An 18,694-nucleotide genomic window follows, 5' to 3' on the forward strand; every position below is an offset into this window, starting at 1 on the left:
GAAAAGAACAGCGAACTTGCCGGTCTGGACGCATCGCTACAACTTTGTGCGTCCGCATACGGCTCTTGGCAGAAAACCTCCAGCCTCAAGGCTGAGCGGAGGGTGAACAACGTGTTGACACTCTACAACTAGGTTGTCGCCGACGCGGGAAAGTGCGGCGCTGCCGGCGGGAAAATCGAACACGAAGCGGGAATCAGGCGCACTGGGAATGCTCTGTGAAATATTGGCTGCGGGCTTACTGAGAAGTATGTCGGCCATGATGAACTCCTAAAAGAGAACTGAGTTGTGAGCCTCCCGGCAAAGCCGGGGGCTTACCCCGTTTGGGGCTACCCGTGGAGAACGCCGCAACGTGTAAAAGCGCCGCTCTGACCTGAAGTCAGAACGGCGCTTTTACACACCTGCAGGCAAGTGCCGACTGCTAACAATCAAATGAGAGAGAGAGAGAGAGAGAGTTGTGCATAAAAAATCCTCCCAAATCAACCTGTTGCATGTAATCTCTGCTTTTGCAAAGCCAATCTGCCACGCAAGCCCCTAGGTCTGGAAGGAACTCTACGAATTTCCTGTCTGCAAAATTCGTTACTTTCCTTTACCTGTTACAGAGATCTGTGTCAAGTACATATCCGAAGAAGAACAGGTAACCACTAAAAATTCAAAGATCAAAGGTAGTTTAGCCTATTTTTGGAAGAAAAATGAAGCGCCGGGTTTGGGCAGCAAAAACAAAACCGCATGGTATTCGAAGACTTACAAGGCCGCGTTGCGGCAAGCATTTGCAATGGATATCAAATGAGTCAAGACAGGTGCTGCCCTTGGCGGACACCTTGTTCATCAACGTGGGCCAAGCGTTAGGAAGCGGCGTCACAAAACGGCGCGAGGAACGCCTGATGCGGCCACACGCTCTGGGGCGAATCACACTGATTTGCGGGCCGGACGGACTCCCACCGGAAGTAAACCGCGCCATCTGCGTGATCCCGCAGACGGCTTTTCGGCTGCCTGCATACGGAACGCCATGAGGTAAAGGGGCATATGGCTTGATCCGCTCAAGCCGACTGAGCGGGGGAAGCTGAAAAAGGGCGCTCATAGCTCACCTCGCGTGAGTTATGAGTACCCGGATATCATGGTGAGGCAATTTAATGAGTTCTGAACCTAGAGTAGATTACCTTTGAAAAGCTGCGCTTTTTTCAAAGATTCATTCAGCCGAAAAGCACGGTTTTCGGCTCAATCCACGCCGCTTCGCGGCGCGGCGATGCTGCCGGTGGCCGTAATGCGGCACTGCTGCATTACGGCTAGCGCGCCGTGCGCGGCGTCAGAGCATTTCAAAGTTAACATGCTCTAGCCGCCGCAGACTTTGCAGGCGCGATACCCGGCGGCCCGTGCGGCTTCCGCCGTCGCAAACACTGCCGTACACCTTTTGCAGGCGTAATAGCGGCAGCCGCTGTTGTGATAAATACGACTTTGGACATTGCCGTGATAAGGAGCGGCGGGAAACGCCAGAGCGGCGAAGCCGGACAAAAGGATAACCATACTTATCCAGACACAAACGCATTTGCGCAACCGCCGCATGGCCTGCCCCCTGAAGAATGAATTTTCCCGCTCTCTATCCATTATTCACCGGCGTTGCGGGCGCTCTACGGCGTTTCACAATCCTTCGGTGAAGCGCCCGGTCATTTTCAGCGCAGCTGGCTGTCTTTGCTGCCTTTCCGATTATACAAGCTGACGGCTTTTTCTTCCCTGTCGGCTTCTTCCCGGCAGTGCACGCACAAGCGCACGCCCGGCAGAGCCCGCTGACGCGCCACAGGAATCGGCTCGCCGCACTCTTCGCAATATTCCAGGCTGACGCCCTGCGGCAGAGCGGCGCGCGCCCGCCGGACTTCATCATTGATCGAGTCCTGAATCTGGTCCTGCACGGCATTGTCGCCGGCCCATCCCACAGCCATATGCGCCTCCGTCATGTTTTCCCACAAAGGTAAGACGCTTCCGCCGCGCGGCAAGTGCTGAAAAAGCCGTTTGGTCTCCGGAAAAAAACAAATCCCGCCCCGCAGTGGAACGCATCACCGCTCCGGACGGCTACGAATTGACCAGGCGGAAAAATTCCTCGGGGCGCAGAATGGCGACGGCGTGCCGCGCAAAGGGGCCGAACAGGCCCTGCTCCTCCTGCTGGCGCAGGACCTTGTAGAGCGTGATGCGGTGCACGCCCAGCAGGCTTGCCATTTCCTGCCGTGAAATGCCGGGGTTCGCCGTCAGGGGATCGCTGTCCGGCAACAGGCGCTGGGCCAGAAATTTGCACGTGCGCACCAGCACATCATCCACATAGAGCGAGGAAGCCTGGTTGGAAAGGGTACGCAGCTTGCGGGCCATGCTGCTCAGCAGATTGAGGGTCAGGTCGGGCCGCGTGCGGCCAAGCTGCTCCAGACAGCTCCTGGAAAAAGCATAGACCACGCAGTCCGTGGCGCAGATATGCACACTGCCCTTGTCGTCGGCCAGGGGATCGAACAACGGGGTTTCACCGAACAGGCAGCCCGCGTTGATGTACCAGAGAATTTTTTCCACGCCGTCCACGGTGAAGTGGGTCAGGCGCACCTGCCCCTTGTCCAGAAAAAGCAGTCCGTCCCGGTATTCTATGTAATGGCCCTTGCGCCAAAGATAACGCACGCCGAGATCCAGAACGGAACGCCATTCGGCGTTCACATCGCGCAATTCCGTAAAACCCAGGCATCGATTGCTCATGCCGCTCTCCGTGCCAACATCCTCGCCGCACAGGGTTGCGATTCCGTGCATTCCCCTCCCGCAACGCAACCTCTTCCCCATATGACCTATTATTTTGTGAAAAAGGTTGCAATAGCAACACAAATTTTCTTCCACCCAGGTTAGCGTAAGTCAACTACAGAAAAAAACATGAAATCTCAACAGGATAATAATTTGCCCCAAATTTCTCCAGCCCAAGGGCCGGAGCCTGAAAATCATCCACCCCAACCACAAGGAGTTCACACATGGGCCATCCGACTATTTATCCCACCGGTGTCACCATCTACAATCCGGAAAAGTGCTGGAGCGGGTTCACCATCTTTCAGGCCAATGAAATGGGCGCGGTGCTCATGGACATGAACGGCCGCGAAGTCAACGTCTGGAAAGGCGTGCACGGCATGCCCAACAAAATCTTTCCCGGCGGCTACCTGCTGACCGGCCGGGGCCGCCGCAGCGGCAAATACAGCGTCCAGGACGGACTGGATCTGATTCAGGTGGACTGGGACGGCAATATCGTCTGGAAGTTCGACCGCAACGAGTACATTGAGGATCCCGGCATTCCGGCCCGCTGGATGGCCCGCTACCACCACGATTTCCAGCGCGAAGGCAATCCCGTGGGCTATTACGCGCCGGGCATGGAGCCCAAGACCGACTCGGGCAATACCCTGATCCTGGCCCACCGCAACGTCCGGAATAAGGATATTTCGGACAAGCTCCTGCTGGACGACCTGATTCTGGAAGTGGACTGGGACGGCGACATCCTCTGGGAATGGTGCTGCAACGAGCATTTTCATGAAATAGGTTTCCGCGAAGGTCCAAAAAACACACTCTGCCGCAATCCCAACTACCGCCCCACCCAGCCCGAGGGCATGGGCGACTGGATGCACATCAACTCCATGTCCGCGCTGGGCCCCAACAAGTGGCACGACGCGGGCGACGAGCGCTTCCACCCCGACAACCTGATCGTGGACGGCCGCGAAGCCAACATCATTTTCATCATCAGCAAAAAGACCGGCAAAATCACCTGGAAGATCGGCCCGGATTACGACAGCACGCCCGAGCTGCGCGCCATCGGCTGGATCATCGGCCAGCACCACGCGCACATGATCCCGCGCGGCCTGCCCGGCGAAGGCAACATTCTGGTCTTTGACAACGGCGGCTGGGGCGGCTACGACGTGCCTAATCCCGGTTCGCCCACCGGCGTCAAGGCCGCCCTGCGCGACCACTCCCGCGTGCTGGAAATTGATCCCGTGACCCTCAAGATCGTCTGGCAGTACACACCGCGCGAAGCCGGTTTCCTGGAACCCATGGACAGCAACCGCTTCTACAGCCCCTTCATCAGCGGCATGCAGCGCCTGCCCAACGGCAACACCCTGATCACCGAAGGCTCGGACGGGCGCGTGTTCGAAGTCACCCCGGAACATGAAATCGTCTGGGAGTTCATCTCGCCCTACTGGGGCAAGCATGTGCCCATGAACATGACCTACCGCGCCTACCGCGTGCCGTATGAATGGGCGCCGCAGGCGGCCAAACCCGTTGAAACGCCCATCGCGCCGCTGGACGTGACCACCTTCCGCGTGCCGGGCGCCGCGGCGGCCGGCGACCGGGCCAGGGAAGTGGGCGTGGAAGGCTGCCAGCCTTATGAGGGCAGCAATGCCCTGTGCGTGGCCTCGGTGGACGATCCCACGGAAAAATAACGCCTGACCGGCCGGGGCGTTCCCCATGCGGGGCACCCCGGCCGATGCCGTAAAGGGGCCGCGCCGCCCTTTCACCGCTACGGGTTCAGAACACGCAAGGAGCCGCGTATGTTCTTCAAGACTTCCGACTTCAACCGCAGCATGCTGGCCAAATGGGCCTTGAGCCTGATCCTTCCCCTGGGCGTCTACCTGCTCTTGCCCAGGGACGGTTCGCTCAGCCAGCCCATGATGGCCTTTCTGGCCATCACGCTCTGGGCCGTATGCGCCTGGGCCATGGACACTCTGAACGAAATCGCCGTGGGCATCCTGCTGCCCGCCCTGTACATCCTGTTCTGCGGTGTCGGCATGAAGGTGGTCTACAGCCCCTGGCTTTCCGAAGTGCCGATCATCGTCATCGGCGGTTTCATCCTCGGCAAGATCATTCAGGATACGGGCCTGGGCAAACGCATCGCCCTGGGTTGCGTGCGCGCGGCGGGCGGCAGCTTTGCCGGCGCTCTCTGCGGCATTACGCTGGGAGCGGCCATCGTGGCTCCGCTGGTGCCTTCCATTATGGGCAAGGCCGCCATTTTCTGCGCCGTGGCCCTGAGCCTCTGCGACGCGCTGGACTTCAAGCCCAAAAGCCGCGAGGCCACGGCCGTGGTGCTGGGCACCTGTATCGCCGTGGGTTCCACCAAGCTCTGTTACCTCACGGGCGCGGCGGACCTGACCATGGGCATGGGCCTGGCCGACAAGATCATGGGCACCCAGACCACCTGGATGCAATACGCCCTGCACAACTTCGTGCCCGGCATGCTTTACACCGCCATGTCTCTGGGTATCGTGCTGCTGGTGCTGCGCTCGCCGGTCAAAAAAGAGGTTCTGCGCTGTGTGGTGCAGGAAAAATATCATGAGCTGGGCGTCATGACGCCTGAACAGAAACGCGGCCTGGCCCTGCTGATCCTGACCCTGGTCCTGCTGGCCACGGACAGCCTGCACGGCATCAGCGCGGGCGTGGTGCTGGTGCTGGTGTCCATGTCCGCCTTTCTGCCCGGCATCAGCCTGATGGACGGGCCGCGCGTCAACAAGGTCAACTTCGCGCCGCTGTTCTTCATCATGGGCTGCATGTGCATCGGCAGCGCGGGCGGCTTTCTCAAGGTCACGGACTGGCTGGCCAATCTGGTGCTGCCCCTGTTCAGCGATATGGGGGCCACTGTGGCGGGCTTTTGCGCCTATCTGGTGGGCTTTCTCTCCAATTTCCTGCTCACGCCCCTGGCCGCCACCTCCACGCTCTCCTCGCCCATCACCGAACTGGGCATGGAAATGGGCCTGGACCCGCGCCTGCTTTACTACTCCTTCCAGTACGGTCTGGACAATCTGATATTCCCCTATGAGTACGCCCTGTACCTGTATTTCTTCAGCAGCGGCTATATCAACTTCAAAGAAATGGTGCTGGTCATGGCCATCCGCATCGTGCTGGCCGGAGCGTTTGTGGCCTTTGTAGCCGTGCCCTACTGGCGGTTGGTTGTATAACTGTCATTCCAGACTATTTCAGAGGAGGAAAGCAATGAAGACTTGGGGCATTCTTTTCCTGGCCGTCGCTCTGCTGCTCGGAGACGCCGCCACGGGCCGGGCTGTGGATTTCAAGGTCAAGGGCAGCTGGCAATTCGCCTTTGACTATATCAACGGCGGCAATTTCATGGGCAAGAACCGCCAGGGCCGCCATGAAATCGGCCAGCAATGGGCGGCCGTGCGCCAGAAACGCGATGAATTCGAGGCCATCCAGCGTCTGCATCTGCAATTGCAGGCTGTGGCATCGGAAAGCCTGCAGGGCGTGGTCTTTTTTGAAATCGGCGAACAGCGTTGGGGCATGGCCGCCCAGGGCGGCGCACTGGGCGCGGACGGCGGCAATGTCATCAAGATCAAGCAGGCGTATCTGGACTGGATGCCGCCGCATGCGGACCTCAAAGTGCGCATGGGCCTGCAGGGCATCCGGCTGCCCGGCTTCGCCCTGGACAATCCTGTCTTCAACGATGACGTGGCGGGCATCACCGCCTCTTACACCTTCAACGATTCCTTCGGCCTGAGCGCCCTGTGGATGCGCCCCTACAACGACAACTGGGTGGGCGACGCTGACGGCGCCACAGCCAACTATCTGGACAATTTCGACCTTTTCGCCCTGCTGGCCCCGATAACTCTGGACGGTCTCAAGATCACGCCCTGGGCCCTGGCCGGAGGCATGGGTCCCAACACGCTGCAACCATTCAAAATCACCGGCAAGAACGGCGGCAGCCATGCCTTCACCTTCAACAATCCCAGCAATCAGGCCATTGACGGCTTCCAGGTCCGGGACGGACTCTTTCCCGCCGCCTTCACTTCCGGCCGCCAGGGCAACTCCCTCTGGAACACGTCCTACAGCACCATGTTCTGGGGCGGTCTGACCGGCGAACTCTCGGCCTTTTCACCCTTCAGAATCAGCTGGGACTTTATTTACGGCAGCGTGGACAACGGGCGGGAGTACCTCAACCGTCAGGGCTGGTTCGGCATGCTGTTGGGCGAATATGAGGCGGATTGGGGCGTGCCCGGCCTCTACGGCTGGTATTTCAGCGGCGACGACGACAATCCGCACAACGGTTCGGAGCGCCTGCCCTACGTCGTCACCACCAATAACCTGACCAATTCCCTGTCCAGCTTCGGCTATCGGGGCAATCCCATCATGGGCGGCGGCAAGGGCGTGCTGGGCACCAACCCCAACGGCACCTGGGGCGTGGGCGCGCGGATCAAGAAGCTCAGCTTCATGGACAATCTCAGCCATATCGTGCGCGTGAACTACTTCGGCGGCACCAACGACCCCAAGATGGCCGCCTACATCACCGGACGCCGCCCCGTGGACGGCGCGGGCCGCGCGGTATACCGCAACAATACGGACTTCAACTCCTTCGGCACCTACCTGACGCGCGCGGACAGCGGTCTGGAAGTCAACTTCGACAGCACTTACAAGGCTGCGGAAAATCTAAGTTTCATTCTGGAGACAGGCTACATTCATCTCTGGCTGGATGAAGGCGCCTGGGGCCATTATGAAAACATTGCGGGCAACAGCCTGAATTACAAGGACGCCTGGAAAGTCAGTCTCAATGTGATCTACGCTTTTTAAACCTGTCCGGCGCGGATTCGACCCCAAACAGCTCTGTCGGCCAACAGGGCTGTTTTTACTTTGAAATTTTTTTCACTTTTTTGTGGAAAAGGTTGCAATGGCAACAGTACGTGCGATGACGTCGGGCTAAGCTGATTCCACTACAATAACATGCTTCATGAAGTTCGCCGGGGTGCGCACGGTCCACTCCACCGTTTGGGAGGAAAATCCCATGATCCCCGCAAGCCGCATTTCGCGGCCATGACCACCGACGGCAGATCTCTGGAAGAGATCCCTGATTCCGGACGTGGCATGTCATTCAACACAAAAGGAGAAGCAACATGGGCCATCCGAGCGTCTATCCCACCGGCGTGACCGTGTACAATCCCGACAAATGCTGGAACGGCTTCACCATCTTTCAGGCACACGAAGTGGGCGCGGTGCTCATGGACATGAACGGCCGCGAGGTCAAAGTCTGGAAGGGCGTCAACGGCATGCCCAACAAACTCCTGCCCGGCGGGCAGATTCTGACCACGCGCGGCCTGCGCAACGGCAAATACGGCGTACAGGATTATCTGGATCTGGTGCAGGTGGATTGGGACGGCAACATCGTCTGGAAATTCGACCGCAATGAATTTATTGAAGACCCCGGCGCAACGGGCCGCTGGATGGCCCGCTACCATCACGACCACCAGCGCGAGGGCAACCCGGTGGGATATTACGCGCCGGGCATGGAACCCAAGACGGATTCGGGCAACACCCTGATTCTGGCCCACCGCAATGCCCGCAACAAGGACATCACGGACAAGCTCCTGCTGGACGACCTGATTCTGGAAGTGGACTGGGACGGCGACATTCTCTGGGAATGGTCCTGCAATGAGCACTTCCATGAAATGGCTTTCCGCGAAGGCCCCAAAAACACCCTCTGCCGCAACCCCAACTACCGTCCTACCCAACCCGAAGGCATGGGCGACTGGATGCACACCAACTCCATGTCCGCGCTGGGTCCCAACAAGTGGCACGACGCGGGCGACGAACGCTTCCACCCCGACAACATCATTGCCGACGGCCGCGAAGCCAACATCATCTTTATTATCAGCAAAAAAACCGGCAAGATCGTCTGGAAGCTGGGGCCGGACTACGACAGCACGCCCGAGCTGCGCGCCATGGGCTGGATCATCGGCCAGCACCACGCGCACATGATCCCGCGCGGCCTGCCCGGCGAAGGCAATATCCTGGTTTTCGACAACGGCGGCTGGGGCGGTTACGACGTGCCCAATCCCGGTTCGCCCACCGGCGTCAAGGCCGCCCTGCGCGATCACTCCCGCGTGTTGGAAATCGACCCCGTGACCCTGAAGATCATCTGGCAATACACCCCCAGCGAAGCCGGTTTTCTGGCGCCCATGGACAGCAACCGCTTCTACAGCCCATTCATCAGCAGCGCCCAGCGCCTGCCCAACGGCAACACCCTGATCACCGAGGGCTCGGACGGCCGCGTCTTTGAGGTCACCCGCGAGCATGAGCTGGTCTGGGAATACATTTCGCCTTACTGGGGCAGGCTGATCCCCATGAATATGGTTTACCGCGCCTATCGCGCGCCCTACGAATGGGCTCCGCAGGCGGGCAGGCCGGAGGAAAAGCCCATTGAGCGCATTGATGTGAACACCTTCCGCATGCCCGGCGCGGCGGCCTTCGGCGAACGGGATTCGGTGGTGGAAGTGGAAGGCTGCGCGCCCTTTGAGCCGGACAACGCCCTGTGCGTGGCCTCGGTGGAAGATCCAGAATAAAAAATCACCGCTACGGACAGACCGCCCCCAAGGGCGGCCGCCAACAGGAGGAAAACATGAGCATTACCCTGTATACCGCGCCGGACTGCATCCGCTGCAAAATCGTCAAAGCTTTTCTGGCCGAGCGTGATCTGCCCTACGACACTGTGGATTTCAAGGCCGACGCGCCGGTTTTCAATACCTTTTACCGCACCAACCGCAAGGCCATTTACCGCAATCCCGAAGGCGTGGAATTTCCCCTCTTCGACGACGGTCAGATCATCAAACAGGGCAGCGGAGAAATTATCGCCTACCTGCTTTCCGGGCGGGAGATGGAAACCTGCGTGACCCGCAGCGACATGCTTCACGGCAGCATTTCCGGGCTTTATCTCTCCCAGTGCCCGGACGGGCGGGAAGACGATTTCGTGACTCTGGTGGACCGCCTGGCCAAGGGCGGACTGCACGTCTGGGTGCAGAGCGACGGCCGCAAACCCGAACTGCTGGAACGCCTGCTGCAAATCAAGCCGGTGAGCGCAATTCTTAACAGCGTGGGCCCCGCGCCCGTGTATGAAAGTCTGTTCGGCTCGGCCCCAAGCAAGGAAGATCTGGCCAAAAGCATTGACCTGATTCGCAAAACAGAGGACGGTATCGTCCGCTTCCTGGCGTATCCCGTGCCCCGCGCCGACGGCTCCGTATCCTGGCCCACGCGCGACGAGGCGGCGGGCGCGGCCCTGCTGGTTTCCGAGGCGGCGGGCGACCACACCCTGCCCTACGCCGTCGTCGCCGTGACGGCGGACATGCCGCAGGATTTGCGCGGCCTGGAAGCCTTGCCTGACGCCATGCTGCTCAAATACCGTTCCGCCGCGCGGGAATTCCTGTTCAAGGCGGACATCGCCAAGTAAAGCACGGCGCGTAACCCTTTTCTTACGCAGGGAGCACTGCTATGGACAAATTTGACGTCATCATCATCGGCGGCGGCCCCGGCGGCGCAAAGGCCGCCAAAGTTCTCATCGCCGGGGGCAAATCCGTGGCCCTGGTGGAAGACGCCCACTGGGGCGGCGTCTGCCTCAACTGCGGCTGCATCCCCACCAAGATGCTGCTGGGCGCGGTGGCCCCCAAGGGCCTGCTGCGCGGGCTGGAACGCCAGCGTGTGGCCAAGGGCACGGTTGAGGTGGACTACGCGGCCCTGCAAAAAAGGGTACAGCGTTATACCAAGGCCTCCAGCCAGACCCTGGCCAAGGGCTTGGCCGACGCGGGCGTGAGCCTGTTCAACGGACGCGGCGTTTGCGCCGGGCCGCATGAGGTGCGGGTCACGGCGGCCGACGGCGGCGAGCAGACGCTTTCCGCCCAGTACATCATCCTGGCGGGCGGTTCCCGTTCCGCGTCCTTCCCCGGCCTGACCCCGGACCATGACGCGGTGCTGGACAGCACGGATCTGCTCAACATTCCGGCGGTGCCCGAAAGCCTGATCATTGTGGGCGCGGGGGCCATCGGCCTGGAAATGGCCGACTTTTTCAGCGCCATGGGCAGTACCGTCACCGTGGTGGAAGCGGCCCCGCAGCTGGCCCCCACCGAAGACGCGGACCTTGCCCGGGAATTGCAGAAGCTGCTGGGCAAGGCCGGGCGCGCCTGTCTGGCGGGAGCCAAGGCGTCCTCCCTGCTGACCAGGGACGGCCAGGCCGTGCTGACCCTGGATGACGGCCGGGAGCTGACGGCGGCCAAGGCTCTGGTGGCCGTGGGCCGCAAACCCAACACTGACGGCCTGGAAGCCGAAAAGGCCGGTTGCGGCTTGAACAAACGCGGCTATGTCACTGTGGACGACTACCTGAAGGCCGCGCCTTCAGTCTTCGCCATCGGCGACATCAACGGCAAAACCCTGCTGGCCCATGCCGCCGAACATCAGGGCGACTACGTGGCCCGCCAGATCCTGGGCCTGGAAAGCGGGGTCTACGACTCCGGTCCGGTCCCCTCCTGCATCTACGGCAGCCTGGAGGTCATGCGCGTGGGCAAAACCGCCCGTCAGGCCCTGGCTGAAGGCGGCCAGGTGAGCGTTTCGCGCGCCATGCTCACGGGCAACGCCATTGCCCAGGCGGGCGGCGACGCTTCCGGCTTTGTGAAGGTCGTCTGGCAGGGCGACCGCATGGTCGGCATCGCGGCTCTGGGTCACGGCGTGTCCCATCTGGTCACGGCGGCCCAGCTTTTGCTGCTGGGGCAGTACAGCGGCGACAGGCTGCACAGCTTCATGTTCGCCCACCCCACTCTGGACGAAATACTTTCCGCGGCTGTTCAGGCCCCTCGCGAGCCCGCAGCCTGACACGGCGTCCCATCTTCGTGACGGGATGTCCGCGCTCAAACGCAGGAGAAAACATATGAGTCTTTCCTATCCTGACGACCGCCAGTACCACCCGGAACACCTCTGGGCGCAGCCGCAGACCGACGGCAGCGTGCTGGTGGGCATTTCCGACTATGCCCAGGAGCAGCTGGGCGCGGTGATCTTTGTGGAACTGCCGGAAACGGGCGCGCATTTCGCCCAGGGGCAGTCCTGCGCCTCCATTGAGTCGGCCAAGGTGACTTCCGACGCCATCATGCCCCTTTCCGGCACGGTGCTGGAAGTCAATGCGGCCCTGGACGACACGCCGGAACTGCTGAACCAGAGCCCCTACGCGGAAGGCTGGTTGGCGCGCGTCAAGCCCGACGACCCGGCCGAGCCGGGCCGGATCAGCGCGGCGGCCTATGCCGCCCAAGTGGCCTGAAGCTTTTTCAATCCCTCTTTCATGGCGTCCCTTGGGGGTGGATACGATTATCCGCCCCCAAGGGACGCTCTGTTTTGCGAGCTGACCAGCTCTAAATACAACCTTTTATCAACCATTAAGCGTCGGCGGTTGCCGTCGAAACGGCCCTATGCACCTGATGTCCAATATTTTATCTTATAACTTATTAACAATATTAATAAGTTATAATGAAATTAATTGGTATAAAAATGGTTGACAAAAAAATCACAAGCAAGCACAGTAAGTCAACCACTATAAACCACGGAAAGAACCATGACCGCAACCGGCATACACAAAGAAGGCGCGCGGCCACGACGCAGCTACCAGCGGCTTTCCGAACGTCTCCGTCGGTTCATGGCCGAAGAGCGCTTCCAGAGCGGGGACAGGCTGCCGCCGGAGCGCACCCTGGCGGAAAATTTCGAGGTTTCGCGCAGCAGCATCCGCAAGGCCATCCAGATGCTGGCGGACAAAGGCCTTCTGGAAAGCCGCCAGGGCGACGGCACGTATGTGCGGGCTCCGGATATGGAGCCGCTCAAAAACGCCATCCTGGAAGCTGTGGATTCAGAAAATCTCGTTTTCGACGAGATCATGGAATTCCGCAAAATCCTTGAACCCGCCATCGCCGAACTGGCCGCCCTGCGCCACAGTCCCGAGCAGCTCGACCAGCTGAAGATCATCGCCTGCGACCAGCAACGCCGCCTGCTGGCCGGCCAGGAAGACGGCGATCTTGACGCCCGTTTTCACCACTGTCTGGCCCTCTGCGCGGGCAACAGCCTGCTGGCCGGAACCATGGACCATTTGAACAAACGTTATGCCACCGGCCGCACGGCGGAGCTGCGTGACGCGCAATGGCGGCAGTTTTCGGTTTCCTCGCATCTGCGGATCATCGACGCTCTGGAGCGCCGCTCACCCGCCGATTGCCGCAAAGCCATTGAAGAGCATCTGAACACCATACTGCAGAAACATCCTTTTGTGATTACGCGAGATTAACCATGTCATTTCTTAAACGAAGGCATACGCGCGGACAAGGGATCACACACGGGCGGCACGGCCCCCCTTAGACGCGAAAACAGAGAGGAAAAACATGAAAAGTCCAACAGACGTCGTCAGCGGCTTTATTTTGCTCGGGCTGTGCGCCGTGGGCGCTTACAGCGTCAGCCTGCTGCCCGCAGCCGGAAGCACCGAAAACGTGGGGCCCGGCGGCGTGCCCAGAGCGGTTCTCGTCATTCTCGCCGTCCTGAGTTGCATTCTGATCGTCAAGGGTCTGCGCCAGATGCCCGATAAGCGCTATTGGCCGGAACCCCGCGTCTTCAAAAAAGTTCTTTGCTTCCTCGGCCTGATCTATCTTTATCTGATCACTCTGACCGGTCTCGGCGACCTTTTCGCCGCCATGGAAAACCCGCCCTTCGCTTCGGGCGGAGCCTTCTGCATCAGCACTTGTCTCTTTCTTCTGATTGCCCTGCCCCTGCTCGGCAGGCGCAAGCCCGTGGAGGTCCTGCTGGTGGCTGTGTTGACCACGGCCGTCCTGCTCGCGGCCTTTGGCTGGTTTTTCCAGATCATGCTGCCCTGAAGTCCCGACTTTCCGGCATAACCGGCATCAGTTTCAGAGGAGAAAGACATGCTTGCGAATATCTTTGACGGTATCATGAGCGCCCTCAGTATGAGCGCGCTGCTGGCCAACCTCATGGGCGTGGCCCTGGGAATCGTCTTTGGCGCGCTGCCAGGACTGACGGCGGCCATGGGCGTGGCCCTGCTCATTCCCCTGACCTTCGGCATGGCCCCGGTGGACGCCTTTTCCGCCCTGCTGGGCATGTACTGCGGCGCCATTTACGGCGGCTGCATCACGGCCATTCTGGTGGGCACGCCGGGCACGGTCTCGGCTGCGGCCACCATGTTGGAAGGCCCGGCCCTCACGGCGCGCGGCGAGTCCCGCCGAGCCCTGGACATGGCCACCGTGGCCTCCTTCATCGGCGGCATTTTCAGCGCGCTTGTCCTGGTTTCCGTGGCGCCGCTGCTGGCCCGCGCGGCCATGTCCTTCAGCGCGCCGGAATATTTCGCGGTGGCCGTCTTCGGCCTGACCATCGTGGCCTCGCTTTCCTCCGGCCATTTGGTCAAAGGCCTGATAGCGGCCTGCCTGGGTCTTTTCCTGGCCACCATCGGACTGGACCCGGTCACCGGCGACATGCGCAACACCTTCGACATCCCCGACCTTTTCAACGGTCTGTCCCTGGTGCCTGTGCTGGTAGGCCTGTTCGCCATGTCACAGGTGCTGGTGACCGTGGAGGACGTGATCCGGGGCGTGTCGCTCAAGGAGGGCAAGATTTCCCGACTCGGCCTCTCATTAAAAGACCTCACCGGCAACATCGTGAATTTCCTGCGCTCCTCGGCCATCGGCACGGCCATCGGGATCATCCCGGCCACGGGCGTGAGCGCGGCCACCTTTTTCGCCTACTCCGAAGCCAAACGCCACTCCAAGACGCCGGAAATGTACGGCAAGGGCTGCCTGGAGGGCATTGCCGCCACGGAATCCTCCAATAACGCGGTCTGCGGCGGCGCGCTGATCCCCCTGCTGACGCTGGGCGTGCCCGGCGACATCATCACCGCCATCATGCTGGGTGCGCTGATGATCCAGGGGCTGACCCCCGGCCCGTTGCTCTTTGTGGAACATCCGGTCACAGTCTACGGCATTTTCGCGGCCTTCATCATCGCCAATGTGATGATGCTGGTCTGCGGGCTGATCGCCGTGCGCGGGGCCAACAAGATCACCTCCATCCCCGGCGGCGTGCTCATGCCCATTGTAGTCACGCTCTGCGTGGTGGGCGGCTACGCGGTGAACAATTCCACCTTCGATCTGCTGGTAGTGGCCATATTCGGCACCGTGGGCTATCTGATGATCAAGTGCGACTTTCCCCTGCCGCCGCTGCTGCTGGCCATGATTCTGGAACCCATCGCCGAATCCAACTTCCGGCGCGCCCTGAGCATCTCCCAGAACGACTATGCCATTTTCTACACCAGCCCCGTGGCCTGCATCATCCTGGGAATCAGCCTCTTTGTGCTGATCAAGTCCGTTTGGGACGACCTTCGCGCTGCCCGGAAGAACCCGAGCAAATCCTGACCAACACAGACAAGGAGCCCTACATGGAACTCGCGCAATGGAAAGAAAAGCTGGATGTCTGGTTCAATGACAAGGAACCGGAAATGTTTTCCCTTCTGGAACGCATCGTGAATATGGATTCTTTTTCCCACGACGGCGGCGACGTGAACAAACTGGGCGAAACGCTCACCGCCTGGATGGCTGAAGCGGGCTTCCGGACGGCCAGACTGCCCAAACAGCCCTCGCCGCCGGACGAACGCTGGATGGACGGTCTGGGCAATACCTTCTGCGCGCGCAGCCATGCCGAGGAGGCCGGACCGGGCGTAGCCTTCATCGGGCACATGGACACGGTCTTTCCGGCGGGCACGGCGGCGGCCCGCCCCTTCCGCCTGGACCGCGCCGCCGACAGAGCCACCGGCCCCGGCGTTCTGGACATGAAGGGCGGCCTGGTGATCAACATGTTCGTCGCCAGGGCGCTGAAAGAACTGGATCTGATGCCCGTGCCCATGACCTTGACCTTCTCGCCCGACGAAGAGCTCGGTTCGCCTTCCACCACGCCCTTGCTGGGCCGGGTTCTCAATGGCGCGCACGCGGTGCTCTGCACGGAACCGGGCTATCCCGGCGGCGGCGTTTCCGTGGAACGCAAAGGCTCCGGCCACCTTTTCCTGGAAATCCGGGGCAAGGCCGCTCACGCCGGACGCAATTATGAAGACGGGGCATCGGCCATCCTTGAGTTGGCCCACAAGATTCTGGCCTTTAACGAGCATCTGGATCTGGCCAGCGGCACTACGGTCAACACCGGCCTGATCAGCGGCGGCATCTCGGCCAATTCCGTGGCCCCCAACGCGCAGGCGCGCATCCACTGCACCTTCAAGACGGTGGAGGCGGGGCGCAGGCTGGTGGAAGAGATCCGGGCCGATGTGGCGAAAACCTTTATACCCGGCACCAGTTCCCACGTCAGCGGCGGCCTGCGTCTGTATCCGCTGACGTTCACGCCCAAGGTCCAGGCTTTGTGGGAACTGGCCCGGCAGGCCGGTGAGGCTCTGGGCCGCCCGGTGGAATGCATCCGCTCCAAGGGTGCGGCGGAATCCGGCTACTGTGCAAGCATTCTGAACCTGCCGACCCTCTGCAGTCTGGGACCGGAGGGAACGGGCCTGCACTCCGACGCCGAATACATCACGCCCTCAACCCTCTTGCCGCGCGCGAAACTGGTGGCCCTGACCGCCCTGCAAGCTGCTCACGCTTTCGACGCATCCCCTGAAGTGCAACTTTAACAGCCACACCATCTATAAAGGAGCAAGATATGAAAAAACTGACACGCCTTTTGTGCGCCGCGCTCGCACTCTGCGTCCTGCTGCCGCTTTCGCCCCGCTTGGCTCAGGCCGCTTATCCCGACAGGCCCGTGACCATCATCATTCCCTTCGGGCCGGGCGGCGCGGTGGATATTGCCGCCCGTATTCTGGCCGAATATTTTCAGACCAAGCACAACATCACCCTGAACATCGTCTGCAAGGGCGGCGGGGCCGGGGCTCCGGCCATGCTGGACGTGGCCAAGGCGCGTCCCGACGGCTATACCTTCGGCTTCCCGGCTCTGACCACCTTTTCCACAACGCCCCAGGTCAAAAAAACCGGCTACAGCCTCAAGGACTTCCAGGGCGTCGCCCAGATCACCAATATGTGGCTGAGCCTTGCCGTTAACGCCGACTCGCCCATCAAGGACTTCAAAGGCCTGATTGAGGCGGCCAAGGCCAATCCCGGCAAGGTCAACTACGCGACCCACGGCGCACTTTCCTCCCAGCGCCTGTTCATGAGCGGCATCCTGAAAGCCTTCCCCGGCGTTGATCTGCCCCACGTCGCCTATACCAGCGGCCACGACGTTTCCACCGCCCTGCTGGGCCGCCACATCACCAGCGGTTTCGGCGTGACCACCAACCAGAAGCCGTATGTGCTCTCCGGCGACTTCAGAATCATCGGCGTGGCCAGCCCCCAACGGCTGCCGGAATTTCCCGATGCGCCCACCTTTGCCGAGCAACTGGGGCCGGAATACACCTTCCCCTCCCCCCACGGCCTTGTCGCGCCCAAGCGTGTTCCGCATGACCGCGTGATCGTCATGCAGGATCTTCTCAAGGCGGCCTTGGCCGATCCCGATGTACAGGCCAAGTTCGCCAAGGCCGGACTTTCCACGGATTTCATGCCCGCCGACCAGTTCCAGCAAGAAATGGAAAAGGTCTGGAATACCGTGGGCGTGCTTCTGAAGGAAAACAATCTCAACTAAAACGGCTTGCCTTCGGAAGCGGCCGGCATTCTAATGGCGGCCGCTTCCGAAGGATTTTCGTGAAGCGCACGCTTATCTCAAAGCCAACATGTTGTTTTATGGAAGCGCCGGAACCGTCGCCGACGCGCCACAGGGAGAAAGCTGATGAAAAAAACTTTGCTTGCCGGTCTCTGCCTTGGATTGTTGTCCCTGATTCTGGGTCATACCCCCGCTTGGGCGGCGGACGCGCCAGTGCCCATGAAAACGGCATGGCTGGGCGAAAACGAAGCCTTTGCCGTCTGGTACGCCAAGCAACACGGCTGGGATAAAGAGGTCGGACTGGATATTTCTATGCTCCGCTTCGACTCCGGCAAGGCCATCGTCGAAGGCGTTCTGGCCTACGATTGGGCCGTGGCGGGCTGCGGAGCCGTGCCTGCCCTGACCGCCGCTCTCAACGAGCGCCTGGACATCATCGCCGTGGCCAATGACGAATCCCTGTCCAATGCCCTCTATGTGCGGGCCGACAGCCCCATTCTCACGGTCAAGGGGGCCAATCCCGCCTTCCCGGAAATCTACGGCGACCGCGCCACGGTGGCGAAGAAGCTGATACTCTGCCCCAAGGCGACGTCCGCGCATTATCTGATGCGGGCCTGGCTCAAGGCCCTGGGACTGAGTGAAAAGGACGTGCGCGTCAGATACATGGACCCCACACCGGCTCTGGGCGCGTTTTCCGGCGGCCTGGGCGAGGCTGTGGCGCTCTGGGCGCCCCTGACCTATGAGGCAGAACAGAAAGGCTTCAAGGCCGCGGCGCTTTCCAACAACTGCGGTGTCTCCCAGCCCGTGCTGATCGTGGCCGACCGGGCGTATGCCGCCAAATATCCGCAACGGATCGAAGCCTTTCTCAAAATGTATTTCCGTGCCGTGGGCATGCTGCACGCCACGCCGCCGGAGCAACTGGCAACGGACTATATCCGTTTTTTCAAAGAATGGACTGGCCTGGAGCTGACCCCGGATCAGGCCGTGCGGGATATCAAGGCCCACCCCGTGTTCACGCTCAGCGAACAGCTTGCCCTTTTTGACGCCCGGCAGGGTAAAAGCAAGCTTCAGACATGGCTGGGCGACATCGCCGCCTTTTACGAAAGCATCGGCGCCCTGCGCCCGGCCGACCTTCCGCGTCTGGAACGCATGAACGCCGTGACGGACGTCTATCTCAAGGCCATCAGTCCCAAGCCCTGAATGCGATGCGGAAGCCCGGCGGCCT

At 60.7% G+C, this 18,694-nt stretch carries 17 protein-coding genes; 14 read left to right on the forward strand and 3 right to left on the reverse strand.

Features of this window, described 5'->3' with window-relative positions; genetic code table 11:
- Positions 1 to 106: integrase core domain-containing protein (locus tag FYJ44_RS00005; protein ID WP_154508122.1), on the forward strand; the 106-nt coding region annotated here is incomplete at its 5' end.
- A gap of 1,223 nt (positions 107 to 1,329) precedes the next feature.
- Here the strand turns inward: FYJ44_RS00005 and FYJ44_RS15095 are convergent.
- From FYJ44_RS15095 to FYJ44_RS00015, 3 genes are all read right to left on the reverse strand, one after another.
- Positions 1,330 to 1,602, reverse strand: a complete 273-nt coding sequence (locus FYJ44_RS15095) for a sunset domain-containing protein (RefSeq protein WP_456073097.1) — start codon at positions 1,600 to 1,602, stop codon at positions 1,330 to 1,332.
- A 65-nt stretch (positions 1,603 to 1,667) separates the two neighbouring features.
- Positions 1,668 to 1,934, reverse strand: coding sequence for a DksA/TraR family C4-type zinc finger protein (locus tag FYJ44_RS00010; RefSeq protein ID WP_154508123.1), 267 nt, complete (start codon positions 1,932 to 1,934; stop codon positions 1,668 to 1,670).
- Positions 1,935 to 2,064: 130 nt separating this feature from the next.
- Positions 2,065 to 2,724: a Crp/Fnr family transcriptional regulator gene (locus FYJ44_RS00015; protein ID WP_154508124.1), complete on the reverse strand. Its 660-nt coding sequence runs from the start codon at positions 2,722 to 2,724 to the stop codon at positions 2,065 to 2,067.
- Between the two features lie 263 nt (positions 2,725 to 2,987).
- On the opposite strand from FYJ44_RS00015, the gene FYJ44_RS00020 reads away from it, so the two are divergent.
- From FYJ44_RS00020 to FYJ44_RS00080, 13 genes are all read left to right on the forward strand, one after another.
- The gene (locus FYJ44_RS00020) at positions 2,988 to 4,439 is read left to right on the forward strand and encodes an aryl-sulfate sulfotransferase (protein WP_154508125.1); all 1,452 of its coding nucleotides are present in this window, start codon (positions 2,988 to 2,990) and stop codon (positions 4,437 to 4,439) included.
- 108 nt (positions 4,440 to 4,547) lie between these two features.
- A complete protein-coding gene (locus FYJ44_RS00025; protein WP_154508126.1) occupies positions 4,548 to 5,948 on the forward strand; it encodes an SLC13 family permease in 1,401 nt (466 codons plus the stop codon).
- Positions 5,949 to 5,982: 34 nt separating this feature from the next.
- Positions 5,983 to 7,569 carry an outer membrane homotrimeric porin gene (locus FYJ44_RS00030; protein ID WP_154508127.1) on the forward strand — a complete coding sequence of 529 codons (1,587 nt, stop codon included), beginning with the start codon at positions 5,983 to 5,985 and terminating at the stop codon, positions 7,567 to 7,569.
- Between the two features lie 320 nt (positions 7,570 to 7,889).
- Positions 7,890 to 9,335 carry an aryl-sulfate sulfotransferase gene (locus tag FYJ44_RS00035; protein WP_154508128.1) on the forward strand — a complete coding sequence of 482 codons (1,446 nt, stop codon included), beginning with the start codon at positions 7,890 to 7,892 and terminating at the stop codon, positions 9,333 to 9,335.
- Positions 9,336 to 9,391: 56 nt separating this feature from the next.
- Entirely contained in the window at positions 9,392 to 10,216 is an 825-nt protein-coding gene (locus tag FYJ44_RS00040) for a thioredoxin domain-containing protein (RefSeq protein ID WP_154508129.1), read from the forward strand.
- 41 nt (positions 10,217 to 10,257) lie between these two features.
- Entirely contained in the window at positions 10,258 to 11,628 is a 1,371-nt protein-coding gene (locus tag FYJ44_RS00045) for a dihydrolipoyl dehydrogenase family protein (RefSeq protein ID WP_154508130.1), read from the forward strand.
- Between the two features lie 55 nt (positions 11,629 to 11,683).
- The gene (gene gcvH / locus FYJ44_RS00050; protein WP_154508131.1) at positions 11,684 to 12,067 is read left to right on the forward strand and encodes a glycine cleavage system protein GcvH; all 384 of its coding nucleotides are present in this window, start codon (positions 11,684 to 11,686) and stop codon (positions 12,065 to 12,067) included.
- 291 nt (positions 12,068 to 12,358) lie between these two features.
- Positions 12,359 to 13,075 (forward strand): FadR/GntR family transcriptional regulator, encoded by a 717-nt coding sequence (locus tag FYJ44_RS00055; RefSeq protein WP_154508132.1) that lies wholly within the window; start codon positions 12,359 to 12,361, stop codon positions 13,073 to 13,075.
- 94 nt (positions 13,076 to 13,169) lie between these two features.
- Positions 13,170 to 13,655, forward strand: coding sequence for a tripartite tricarboxylate transporter TctB family protein (locus FYJ44_RS00060; protein WP_154508133.1), 486 nt, complete (start codon positions 13,170 to 13,172; stop codon positions 13,653 to 13,655).
- Between the two features lie 48 nt (positions 13,656 to 13,703).
- Positions 13,704 to 15,200, forward strand: coding sequence for a tripartite tricarboxylate transporter permease (locus tag FYJ44_RS00065; RefSeq protein ID WP_154508134.1), 1,497 nt, complete (start codon positions 13,704 to 13,706; stop codon positions 15,198 to 15,200).
- A 23-nt stretch (positions 15,201 to 15,223) separates the two neighbouring features.
- A complete protein-coding gene (locus tag FYJ44_RS00070; RefSeq protein WP_154508135.1) occupies positions 15,224 to 16,453 on the forward strand; it encodes a M20 family metallopeptidase in 1,230 nt (409 codons plus the stop codon).
- A 29-nt stretch (positions 16,454 to 16,482) separates the two neighbouring features.
- Positions 16,483 to 17,454, forward strand: coding sequence for a Bug family tripartite tricarboxylate transporter substrate binding protein (locus tag FYJ44_RS00075; protein ID WP_154508136.1), 972 nt, complete (start codon positions 16,483 to 16,485; stop codon positions 17,452 to 17,454).
- 144 nt (positions 17,455 to 17,598) lie between these two features.
- Positions 17,599 to 18,669 carry an ABC transporter substrate-binding protein gene (locus FYJ44_RS00080; RefSeq protein WP_154508137.1) on the forward strand — a complete coding sequence of 357 codons (1,071 nt, stop codon included), beginning with the start codon at positions 17,599 to 17,601 and terminating at the stop codon, positions 18,667 to 18,669.
- Positions 18,670 to 18,694 lie beyond the last annotated feature (25 nt).

Source organism: Desulfovibrio porci (assembly GCF_009696265.1).
GTDB classification, from domain to species: domain Bacteria; phylum Desulfobacterota; class Desulfovibrionia; order Desulfovibrionales; family Desulfovibrionaceae; genus Desulfovibrio; species Desulfovibrio porci.